The organism is Leucobacter sp. HNU, assembly GCF_047946755.1.
Lineage (GTDB): Bacteria > Actinomycetota > Actinomycetes > Actinomycetales > Microbacteriaceae > Leucobacter.
Window position 1 is genome coordinate 3,001,644 of the sequence record NZ_CP178837.1, and the last position, 11,230, is coordinate 3,012,873.

Annotated in this window: 6 protein-coding genes and 1 pseudogene; 5 read left to right on the top strand and 2 right to left on the bottom strand. The window is 71.4% G+C overall.

Annotated elements, in window-relative coordinates; translation table 11 throughout:
- Nucleotides 1–66: 66 nt before the first annotated feature.
- Nucleotides 67–1,047 (bottom strand): sugar-binding transcriptional regulator, encoded by a 981-nt coding sequence (locus tag AB3K78_RS14645; RefSeq protein WP_416444433.1) that lies wholly within the window; start codon nucleotides 1,045–1,047, stop codon nucleotides 67–69.
- A gap of 104 nt (nucleotides 1,048–1,151) precedes the next feature.
- Here AB3K78_RS14645 and AB3K78_RS14650 point away from each other — a divergent pair, with 104 nt between their 5' ends.
- The 3 genes and pseudogenes from AB3K78_RS14650 (at nucleotide 1,152) to glpK (ending at nucleotide 5,357) form a co-directional block, all read left to right on the top strand.
- Nucleotides 1,152–2,876, top strand: coding sequence for a glycerol-3-phosphate dehydrogenase/oxidase (locus AB3K78_RS14650; protein WP_416444435.1), 1,725 nt, complete (start codon nucleotides 1,152–1,154; stop codon nucleotides 2,874–2,876).
- A 131-nt stretch (nucleotides 2,877–3,007) separates the two neighbouring features.
- Nucleotides 3,008–3,739 (top strand): annotated as a pseudogene (locus tag AB3K78_RS14655) (MIP/aquaporin family protein); the annotation flags it as partial.
- Nucleotides 3,740–3,842: 103 nt separating this feature from the next.
- A complete protein-coding gene (gene glpK, locus AB3K78_RS14660) occupies nucleotides 3,843–5,357 on the top strand; it encodes a glycerol kinase GlpK (RefSeq protein WP_416444437.1) in 1,515 nt (504 codons plus the stop codon).
- A gap of 102 nt (nucleotides 5,358–5,459) precedes the next feature.
- Here the strand turns inward: glpK and AB3K78_RS14665 are convergent, their stop codons facing one another.
- Entirely contained in the window at nucleotides 5,460–7,856 is a 2,397-nt protein-coding gene (locus tag AB3K78_RS14665; RefSeq protein WP_416447371.1) for a LuxR C-terminal-related transcriptional regulator, read from the bottom strand.
- A gap of 302 nt (nucleotides 7,857–8,158) precedes the next feature.
- Here AB3K78_RS14665 and wecB point away from each other — a divergent pair, with 302 nt between their 5' ends.
- On the top strand, nucleotides 8,159–9,250 hold the full coding sequence (gene wecB / locus AB3K78_RS14670) for a non-hydrolyzing UDP-N-acetylglucosamine 2-epimerase (protein ID WP_416444439.1): 1,092 nt from the start codon (nucleotides 8,159–8,161) through the stop codon (nucleotides 9,248–9,250).
- Nucleotides 9,251–9,351: 101 nt separating this feature from the next.
- Nucleotides 9,352–10,692 carry a GntR family transcriptional regulator gene (locus tag AB3K78_RS14675; protein ID WP_416444441.1) on the top strand — a complete coding sequence of 447 codons (1,341 nt, stop codon included), beginning with the start codon at nucleotides 9,352–9,354 and terminating at the stop codon, nucleotides 10,690–10,692.
- Nucleotides 10,693–11,230 lie beyond the last annotated feature (538 nt).

Sequence of the window (11,230 nt, forward strand, 5' to 3'; positions counted from 1 at the left end):
AGTTCCCCCTTCTTGCCGCAGCCGGCACGGATGGGCGTTCCTCCCCGAGAAGGAACGCCCATCCCCTTACCCCGCCCCGCCCCGCTCGCCCTCCAGCGCGAGCCACGCGAGTTCCTCGTCGACGACGAGCTCGGTGATGATCCCGGCGGCGAGGGCGCCGCGCAGGCTCTGCAGCTTGGCGGCTCCCGAGACGACGCAGATGCGGCGGGGGATCCGGCGCACGACGTCGAAGGAGGGGCCGCTCGATCGTTCGTTCAGCGGGATCCCGTCGGTGCTGCCGTCCTCGCGGAAGAACTGGGTCGCGCAGTCGCCGACGACGCCGGCGTGCGCGAGCTCCTTCAGGTCGTCGCGCTCCAGGTAGCTGCCGGAGTAGATGTGGGAGCGGCGGTCGCCGAGGCGCGAGCCGAGGCTGAACACGAACAGGTTGGCGGAGGCCTGGAGGTTGAGCACCCGGCTGATGGATCGCTCGCGCCACAGCGCTCGCCGCGTCTCGGGGTCGTCGAAGATCGCGGGGACCGTGAACTGGTAGACGGTGGCCGAGAACGCGTCGCCGAATCCGCCGAGGAGACCCGCGGAGTACGCGAGGCCGGAGGTGTGGAGGTTCGCGGCGCCGTTCAGCTGCACCACCCGGGTCTCGTGCACGGGTTTCGCGGGCAGGTGACGGGCGACGGCGGTCATGGTCGCACCCCAGGCGACGCCGATGGTGGAGCGGTCGTCGACCGCGGCGGCGACCAGGTGCGCCGCGGTGCGGGCGGTGCGGTCGAGGCGCGCGCTCTCGGAAGCGCGGGCGGGCGCCGGCGCGACGTGCGCGATGATCCCGAACCGTTCGGAGAGCTGCTGCTCGAGGCGGGAGCGCGCCTCCTGCGGCGAGTGGACGCGGATCTCGACGAGTCCGGTGTCGCGGGCGTAGCTGAGCAGTCGCGAGATGGACGAGCGGGAGACCCGCATCTCCTGCGAGATCGCCTCCATCGTGTGGTTCTGCAGGTAGTACAGCTGCGCCGCGCGCAGCGCCTCCCGCGCCTTCGTTGCGTTCGCCGGATCTGCCACCGTGCTCCTTCGAGTCGACCCATTCTGCACATATGTGCAGATCGCTTGCAAGCCCGTTCAGCAGTGGATCAGGCTGTGCGTGAATCTCGAAAGGTCTGGACCCCATGAACGATCGCCCGTCGCCCGCTCGCCCCGCCGTCGAAGCTCTGCGCGAGCGCCCGAGCGCCGATGTGCTGATCATCGGCGGAGGCATCAACGGCATCGCCACGTTCCGCGAGCTGGCGCTGCAGGGCGTCGACGTGGCCCTGGTGGAGCGCGGCGACTTCGTCTCGGGCGCCTCCTCCGCCTCCAGCCACATGGTGCACGGCGGGATCCGCTACCTCGAGAACGGCGAGTTCCGCCTGGTGAAGGAGGCCGTCACCGAGCGCAACCGCCTGCTGCGCACCGCCCCGCACTACGTCCGGCCGCTCGAGACGACGATCCCGATCTTCTCGACCTTCTCGGGGATCCTCTCCGCGCCCTTCCGCCTGCTCGTCACGCACGGCCGCGGCAAGCCCCGCGAGCGCGGCGCCGCGCTGATCAAGATCGGCCTCACGCTCTACGACACCTTCTCGCGCGACGGCGGCCAGGTGCCCCGGCACCGGTTCCTCGGCAAACGGCGCTCGCTGGCGGAGCTGCCGCAGCTGAACGACGATCTCTCGTACACGGCGACCTACTACGACGCCTCGATGCACGATCCCGAGCGGCTCGCCCTCGACGTGCTGCACGATGGGATCGTGGCCGGCGGCGACCGTGCGCGTGCCGCGAACTACCTGCCCGCCGTGGGCTTCTCGGACGGCGCCGTGCGGCTGCGCGACGAGGCGAACGGCGGCGAGGAGTTCGACTTCACGGCAAAGCTGATCATCAACACCAGCGGCCCGTGGACCGACCTCACGAACGCCGCGCTGGGCGAGGGCACCCGCTTCATGGGCGGCACGAAGGGCTCCCACGTGGTCCTCGACCACCCCGAGCTCCTCGCCGCCACGGGCGGGCGCGAGATCTTCTTCGAGCACTCCGACGGCCGCATCGTGCTCATCTACCCGCTCAAGGATCGGGTGCTCGTCGGCACGACCGACATCGAGGCCGACCCGGCGAAGCCCGTGGTGTGCACGCCCGACGAGGTCGACTACTTCTTCGACCTGATCTCGCACGTCTTCCCGCAGATCGCGGTCGACCGCTCGCACATCGTCTACACCTTCTCGGGCATCCGCCCGCTCCCGCGCCACGACGACACCGCTCCCGGCTTCGTGTCGCGCGACTACCGCATCGTCGCCTCCGAGCGCGCAGGGGTGCCCCTGCTGAGCCTCGTCGGCGGCAAGTGGACCACCTTCCGCGCGCTCGCCGCGCACCTCGCGGACGACGCGCTGGAGATCCTGCATCAGCGCCGCACCGTGCACACCGAGACGCTCCCCATCGGCGGCGGCGACGACTTCCCGCGGACCCCCGCGGCGCGCACCATCTGGGTGGCGACCCGCGCAGACGGGCACGGCCGGGATCGCGTCGAGCAGCTGCTCGACCGCTACGGCACCCGCGCCGACGAGGTGCTCGCCGTGGCACCCGAGCACGAGCCGGAGCTCGCGGAGCTCCCCGGCTACACGGCGTCCGAGCTCGCCCACCTCGCCGCCACCGAGCAGATCGTGCACCTCGACGACCTGCTCCTGCGGCGCACCTCGATCGCGTTCGTCGGCGGCGTGACCGCCGAGCGGATCCGCGCAGCGGCCGCCGCGATCGCGCCGGCGCTCGGCTGGGACGAGGATCGGACCGCGGGCGAAGTCGCCCGCACCATCGAACTGCTGCGCACCGCGCACCGCATCGACCCCGAGAAGGGAGGCGCGTTCATCGGCGGCTGAGCAGCCCGAATCGAGCGGCGCGTCCGCTCCTCCACCCGCCGGGCCTGAGCACCGGCACTCCGAAACTTCTCCGATGCGCGGGCGATCCGCCCGGCGTGCAGCGCGAGAACACCCGAAAGGTCAATGACGACATGCAAGAAGTCAATCTCGGTCTCTATTTCCTCTCCGAACTCGTCGGCACGGGGCTCCTCGTCCTCCTCGGATGCGGCGTCGTGGCGAACGTCGTGCTCGCGAAGACGAAGGGCAACGGCGGCGGCACGCTGATGGTGAACTGGGGCTGGGGCCTCGCCGTGTTCATCGGCGTCCTCGCCTCCGCCTACTCCGGCGCGATCCTGAACCCGGCGGTCGGCCTCGGCCTGCTCATCGCGGGCAAGATCTCCGCGGCGCAGTTCTTCGTCGCGGCCGGCGCCGAGATGGTCGGCGCGATCCTCGGTGCGATCCTGTGCTGGATCGCCTACCGGCAGCACTTCGACGAGGAGCCCGAGGCCGCCAACAAGCTCGGCGTCTTCTCCACCGGTCCGGCGATCCGCTCGTACGGCTGGAACTTCATGACCGAGGTCATCGGCACCTTCGTGCTGGTGTTCGCGGTGTTCGCCTTCGCCGACCAGGGCGACATCCACGTCGGCGTGCCCGGAGGCCTCGGACCGCTCACCGCGCTGCCGGTCGCGCTCGTCGTCGTCGGCATCGGCGCATCGCTCGGCGGCCCCACGGGCTACGCCATCAACCCCGCCCGCGACCTCGGCCCGCGCATCGCGCACGCGATCCTTCCCATCAAGGGCAAGGGTTCCAGCGACTGGGGCTACGCTTGGGTTCCCGTGCTCGGCCCGCTCGTCGGCGGAGCGATCGCGGCGTTCGCTTCCCCGTCCTCCTGGGGCTCGCCGCCTGACCGGCGCGCTCGCCGCAGGAGCACCCGAACCAGCAATTTCCTCACCGGAGCAACGCCGCTTTCACGAAAGGAAGCACCACATGTCTCAGTACATCATCGCGATCGACCAGGGCACGACCTCGAGCCGGGCGATCATCTTCGACAAGGCGGGATCGATCATCTCCGTCGGTCAGAAGGAGCACGAGCAGATCATGCCGCAGGCCGGCTGGGTCGAGCACGATCCGCTGGAGATCTGGCGCAATGTGCAGGAGGTGATCGGCATCGCGCTCGGTCGCGCCGACCTCACCCGGCACGACATCGCCTCCATCGGCATCACCAACCAGCGCGAGACCGCGGTGGTCTGGAACCGGAAGACCGGCCAGCCCGTCTACAACGCGATCGTGTGGCAGGACACCCGCACGCAGGCCATCGTCGACCGCCTCGCGGCCGACGGCGGCATCGAGCGCTTCAAGGAGATCGTCGGCCTGCCGCTGGCGACCTATTTCTCGGGCACCAAGATCGCGTGGATCCTCGAGAACGTCGAGGGCGCGCGCGAGGCGGCCGAGGCCGGCGACCTGCTCTTCGGCACCACCGACTGCTGGGTCCTGTGGAACCTGACCGGTGGTCCCGAGGGCGGCGTGCACGTCACCGACGTCACCAACGCGTCGCGCACCCTCTTCATGGATCTGAAGACCCTGGAGTGGCGCGACGACATCCTCGAAGCCTTCGATGTTCCCCGCTCGATGCTGCCGGAGATCAAGTCGTCCTCCGAGGTGTACGGCGAGGCCGAGGACTCCTCGCTGCTGCGCGGCACCCCGATCTCGGGCATCCTCGGCGATCAGCAGGCCGCGACCTTCGGCCAGGCGGCGTTCGACGCCGGCGAGTCGAAGAACACCTACGGCACGGGCTGCTTCCTCATCTTCAACACCGGTGAGGAGATCGTGCACTCGCAGAACGGCCTGCTCACCACGGTCGGGTACAAGCTCGGCGACGGCCCCACCCACTACGCGCTCGAGGGATCCATCGCGGTCACCGGCTCGCTGATCCAGTGGCTGCGCGATCAGCTCGGGATCATCTCGGCCGCTCCCGAGGTCGAGGAGCTCGCCGACAGCGTGCCCGACAACGGCGGCGTTTACATCGTGCCCGCCTTCTCGGGCCTGTTCGCGCCCTACTGGCGTCCGGACGCCCGCGGCGCGATCGTCGGGCTGACCCGCTACTCCAACAAGGGGCACATCGCCCGTGCGGCGCTCGAAGCGGTCGCGTTCCAGACGCGCGACGTCCTCGACGCGGTGAACGCCGACGCCGGGGTGGACCTCACCGAGCTCAAGGTCGACGGCGGCATGGTCGCGAACAACGCGCTCATGCAGTTCCAGGCCGATGTGCTCGGCGTCTCGGTCGTGCGTCCCGTCGTCGCCGAGACCACGGCGCTCGGCGCGGCCTACGCCGCGGGTCTCGCGGTCGGGTTCTGGAGCGGCCTCGACGACCTCGCCGCGAACTGGCAGGAGGATCGCCGCTGGGAGCCCGCGATGGAGGACGCCGAGCGCGACCGCCAGCTCCGCAACTGGCGCAAGGCCGTCACGAAGTCGACCGGCTGGGTCGACGAGGACGTGCGCTGAGGCCACCCCGCACGAACTGACGCGATCCCGCGCGAGCCGCGGGACGCGGAGGGCCCGACCGGTCGACCGGTCGGGCCCTCCGTCGTCCGCGGGCTGCCCGTCCTATTCGTCGCCGCCGTCGATGAGCCCGTGCCGGATCGCGGCGCGCACGGCGTCGGCGCGGGTGTGCGCGCCCAGCTTGCGGTAGAGGCGCTGGATCTGGGTCTTCGCGGTGTTGACCGAGACCCCCAGTTCGTCGGCGATGGACTGCACGCTGCGATCCGAGGCGAGCGCGCGCAGCACCTCGAACTCGCGCTGCGAGGGGTCTGGATCCGCGGCAGCTCCGACACGAGCGAGGGGCGGCCCTCCACATCGGCGAGCTGCTCCGCGAACGCGGGGAACCGGTGCTCGCGGGCGATCTCGGCGAGGTCGAGGCGCAGCCGCTCGGGGATGAACCGCACCTGCAGCGCCAGGTGGCTGCTCTCGGCGGCGAGGGCGGCCCGAGCGAGGTGCTGCGCGATCTCCCGCGAGGGGGCGCCGCTGTCGAGGGCGGCGGCAGCGGCGATGAGCGTGCGCCAGGCTTCGGCGCGCGGGGCTTCGCGGGGGCCGTCGAACTGCCCGGACTCGCGGGCGAGCCGCAGGGCGCCGCCCGGGTCCGAGCGGAGCAGGCGCTGCAGTGCCGGGATCACCGGTTCGAGCGGGTCGGCGACCCCGGGCCGCGGAGCGGTCTCGGCCTCCTCCGTCGCGGTCTCGGTGTCCGCCGTGGTCGGGTCGACGAGCCGCATGAGGGCGATCGCGGTGCGCACGTAGCGCGGGATCACGATCCGGTGGCCCTGCTCGGTGCGGCTGCGCAGGGCGCGCTCGAGCCGGGCCGCGGCGGCCGGGGCCTGCGCGACGGTGTCGACGAGTGCGGCCGCGCTCTCGTAGATGGGCCACAGCTCGGAGTCGCCGATCATGGTGCGTGCGGCGTCGATCGACGCCCGCGCGGTCTCGAGGTCGCCGCGTTCGAGCGCGATCAAGCCGGCGACCAGGGGCGCCGGCGCGTTCATGATCCGCGGTGACTGCTCCGCCTCCACGCGACGCACCGCGGCGATGGTGCGCTCGGCGGCCGCAAGGTCGCCGCGGACGGCCTGGATGAGGGCGAGGCTGTTGCCGAAGAGGGCGCTGACGGGCGGGCTGCCCGCCGCGAGCGTGATCTCCCAGGCCGAGCGGGCGCAGGCCATCGCCTGCGACTGGCGGTTCGCGGCGAAATAGGTCATCGCCGCGGTGTTGAGACCCCAGACGCCGATGCCCTGGTCCTGCGGCGCGAGCGTGCGCGAGAGGTTCTGCCAGATCGCGATGGACCGGTCGGCGCAGTCGAGCGCGCGGTCGAGGTTGCCCTGGATCCGGAATGCGACGGTGAGGATCGAGAAGAACATCAACCGATCGGCGGCCGGTGCCGGCATGGCGAGCTGCGTGGGTTCCATCGCGGCGATGAGCCGGATCCGCTCGGTCACCCCCGGGCCCTCGCCGCGGGTGAACACGGCGGCGAACCAGCCCAGGTACGGGCTCGGCTCGAACCAGGACGGCGGCTGCTCGAGGCAGTCGCGCGCGATACGGAAGAGCACCTGCATGTCGAGGCGGGCGGCGGCGGTGACGCCGATGCTCCAGGCGACCGCAGCGCCGGCGCGGGGGAAGGCGATGTCCCAGGCCTCGTCGAGGCGGTCCTCCTCGACCCGGGTGCGCGCGAGGGCGGCGATGAGGGGGAGCGCGATCCCGTCTTCGAGGGGTGGGAGTGCGGATCGGAAGCCCTGCGGCACCCGGCCGCGAGCGGTGGCGCCCGATCCCGAGAGCCCCTCGAGCCAGCCCTCGCGGGCGAGGCGTCGCATCGTCCAGCCCCCGGGAAGCGCGAGCGCTGCCTCGTCGCGCAGCCCGAAGGCCGGCAGGAGCGCGAGGCGCTGGAGGCTCGCGCACGGGCCGGTGCTCGGCGGAGCGTCGAGGCGTTCCGGCCCCTCCGCGCGTGCGACCTCGCAGGCGAACTGGGCGTCGAGATCCTCCCGAAGGGCGCGTCGGAGCTGCAGTCCGCCCGGCAGCGGGAGGGAGCGGGCCGCGGCGTAGCGGAGCTCGTCGAGGATCACGGCGACGAGGCCTGGCAGGCCTCCGGTCAGCGCGTCGACGAGCGCGGTCGTCTCGGGCCCCGCATCGCCGTGCGCCTCGGTGAGGACCGCATCGAGTTCGCTCGCGACGAACCGCAGCTCGCGCAGGCGCAGCGTCGCCGCGGTGGCGAGCCGATGGTGGGCGTCGGCACCCCGGTGGAGCGGCGCGCGCGTGGCGATGGCGACCCGCGCGGCGGATCCCGCGGTGTCGAGCAGCGCCGCGAGGCGTTCGGCCGCCTCCGGCGCGCTGCCGTCGAATCCGTCGATCACGAGGGCGTCGACGTCGGCCCGGAGCGGCGGGAGCGCGTCGCCGGGTACTCCGGTGCCGACTCGTGCGGAGCGGGCGTCCGTGCCGGAACGGCCCCACGTCGAGGCGTCGATCCACGCGGTGCGCTCGCCGAGTTCGCGCCGGCGCTGCAGCCAGCGGTCGAGCAGCACGGTCTTGCCGGCTCCGCGAGGCGCGGTCAGCAGGGTGGTCTCGGCGGCGTCCAGGCGATCGAGGAGGTGCGGGCGCTGCAGCGGAGCGGGGTCGGGCCGCGAGCGGGATTCGTCGGTGAAACCGGTCACGTGCCAACTGTAAGACCAGTGCGCGGCTTCGAACGGCACGGAATCCAAGCGCTTACATGGAAGCTTGACCATCCAAACGGTAACCAGGTAACATGTTAGAAACCGAACGAGGGGGACCGCATGACCTTCCATCCGACCGATATCGCCGTGGTGCTCGGCACGCGCCCCGAGATCATCAAGCTGGCGAGCGTGATCCGCGCGCTCGGCGACCGCGCCCGCGTGATCCACACAGGCCAGCACTGGGACGACGCGATGGCCGGCCGCTTCTTCGAGGACCTCGGCATCGGGCGACCCCAGGTGCGGCTCGAAAGCATGAGCGGCGTGGGGCGCGCCGAGCAGATCGCGGGAGGGATCGCGGAGCTCGCGGCGCACTTCGCCGCGCATCCGGTCGCCGCGGTCGTCGTGCAGGGCGACACCAATTCCACCTCGGTGGGGGCGCAGGCGGCCAACTACCTCGGGATCCCGGTCGTCCACGTCGAGGCGGGCCTGCGCTCCTTCGACCGTGGCATGCCAGAGGAGATCAATCGGCTGGTGGTCGGTGCCATCGCCGACGTGCACTGCGCGGCGACCGAGCAGGCCGTCGGCAACTTGCTCGACGAGAACCTGCCGGCCGAGCGCATCGCGCTGACGGGCAACACGGTGGTGGAGGCGACGCTGGAGGCGATGGCGCGCACGGAATCGGCCGAGCGCTTCGCGGCCGAGCCCGGCGCCAGGATCCTCGCGACCATTCATCGGCCCGAGAACACCGACGACCCGGCGGCGCTGTCCCGGGTGCTCGAGGCGCTCGTCGAGAGCCGGGCGAACGTGGTGCTCGCCGCCCACCCGCGCACCGTCGCCGCGGCGGAGCGCTTCGGGCTGAGCGAGATGATGCACCTGCTCGACGTGCGCGCGGGCCTCGGGCACGCCGACTTCCTCGCGCTCGCGCAGCAGGCCGAGCTGCTGGTCTCCGACTCCGGGGGTGTGCAAGAAGAGACGACGGTGCTGCGCAAGCCGCTGCTGGTGGTGCGCCGTTCGACCGAGCGACCCGAGTCGATCGCGGCCGGCTTCGCCCGCCTGGTGCCGCCGGGCGAGGATCTGCTCGCGGCGATCCGCGCCGCGCTGGGGCAGAGCTGGTCTCACCTGCAGGATGTGCCGTCGCCCTACGGCGACGGCTTCGCGGGGCGGAAGATCGCGCAGATCGCGATTCGACTCGGAGATGCGCGGGCCGCCTAGCGCATTCGCGGAGTGCATCTGCGCAGGAGGCGTAAAATCCCGGGATCTTCCATCTTTCATGTGACCGCTGAGTTGTTAGGGTGGCTGTCGAGGAGGATGACATGCCGATCCCACAGACCGCATCGCCGATCATTCCAGCCCGAGTGCTGCTGAAGGACGCGATCACCGAGACGATCCGAGACGCGATCCTCTCGGGCGAACTCGAACCGGGCGCTTCGCTCACCGACATCCGAGTGGCCGAGCAGTTCGGCGGCACGCGCGCATCGGTGCGTGCCGCACTGCGCCGCCTCGCGGGCGAGGGGCTCGTGGTGGTCCGTCCGCAGGTCGGGACCCGGGTGCGCGAGGTGGCCCCCGAGCGCACCCGCGACGCGCTCGTGCTCTACCGGGGGATCACCGAGTCGACGGCGCGGATGCTCGTCGACGGCGTGAGCGACGACGACCTCGCCCGGCTTCGGGAGCGGGCGGAGGCCATGCGCGACGCCCAGCCCGGCGTGGCGAGCGTCACTGCCTTCGACGCCTTCTACGACGTGCTGCTCGAGCGGGTCGGGAACGCGCTGCTGCGCGATTTCCACACGCAGATCGTGGCGCACCTCGTGCAGGCCGGCGCGGTGCAGGGCATCACGTCGCTGCACCGTCCCGAGGTCGACGCCGTGATCGCCGCCGCCGAGTCGCGTGACGCGGCCGGCCTGGAGCGCGCGATCGATGCGCACTTCGCGCTGGTGGCCGAGGCGTTCGACGTCGACCTCGAGGGTGGGGAACGCGTCGCGACGCAGACCACCGGCCGCGTCTTCCTGCGCGATCAGGTCTACTTCGCGATCCGCGACGCGATCACCGACGGCGTGCTCGAGCCCGGGGAGCGGCTCCGTGAGGACGAGATCGTCGAGTGGCTCGGCTCCTCCCGCGCGTCGATTCGAGACGCGCTGGCGCGGCTCAGCGACGAGCGGCTCGTCGAGATGGTGCCGAACCAGTTCACGCGCGTCGCCCCGGCGGATCGCGACGGGATCCTGGAGGCGGTGATCGCGCAGTTCGTGTTCTTCCGCATCGCGCTCAGCGAGGGTGCTCCGCGCCTGGCCGAGCAGGATCGCGCCGAGCTGCAGCAGCTCGCCGACGGTGTGCTGGCGGCGGTCGAGGAGGGTGTCCGGCCGTCGGTCTACCTCGCGAGTCTCGGCAACTACGAGCGCGCGCTCGCGCGCGCCGCGGACAACGAGATGCTGCGGCACTACATCGACCAGTGCGCGCCCCTCGTATCGCGGGCGCTCAGCATCCCCGGCACCGAGGTCGACCTGGAGCGCCTCGGATCGTACGTGATGCGCATCAACGAGGCGGTGCTCGCGGGCGAGGCCGAGCGCGCGGTGGAGCTGCTGCGCGAGTTCGCGGCCGCCGCGGTCGCCGACCTCGAGGAGGCCGCTCCGCCGGCTGAGCGGTCCCGCTCCGCTGGTTGAACGAGCTCGTTCCGCCGGTTGAGCGAGCCTGTTCCGTCGTGTGAGCGGTCCTGTTCCGCCGGTTGAGCGAGCCTGTTCCGCTGGTTGAGCGAACGGAGAGAGTCGAAACCGCGACCCTGTCCTCCTGCGCGACATCCTGCCTCGTCATCCTGCACGAGACCCTCCGTCATCCTGCGCGACGAAGGAGTCGCAGGATCCAGCCCCGCCCACCCTCTCTGAGGTGGGCGGGGCTTTTCGCGTCTCTGCGCGTCGTGTCTCGTCGTGTGCGCGGTCCTGTTCCGCCGGTTGAGCGTCCCGGCGGTTGAGCGAGCGAAGCGGGTCGAAACCGGGCGCGTCCACCCCTGCTGCCCCCGCCCGCCTGCGCGAGCCCCCTCCGTCATCCCGTGCGACGAAGGTGTCGCAGGACCCAACCCCTCTCGCACCTCCTTGTGCAAGCTACCGCTAACATGTTAGGGTTCTCGTGACGTACGAGGGGTCGAGTGACCTCTCGCAACCCCAACAGGAGGAGAAACGTATGGGTTTCGGTAAAGCGGTGGGC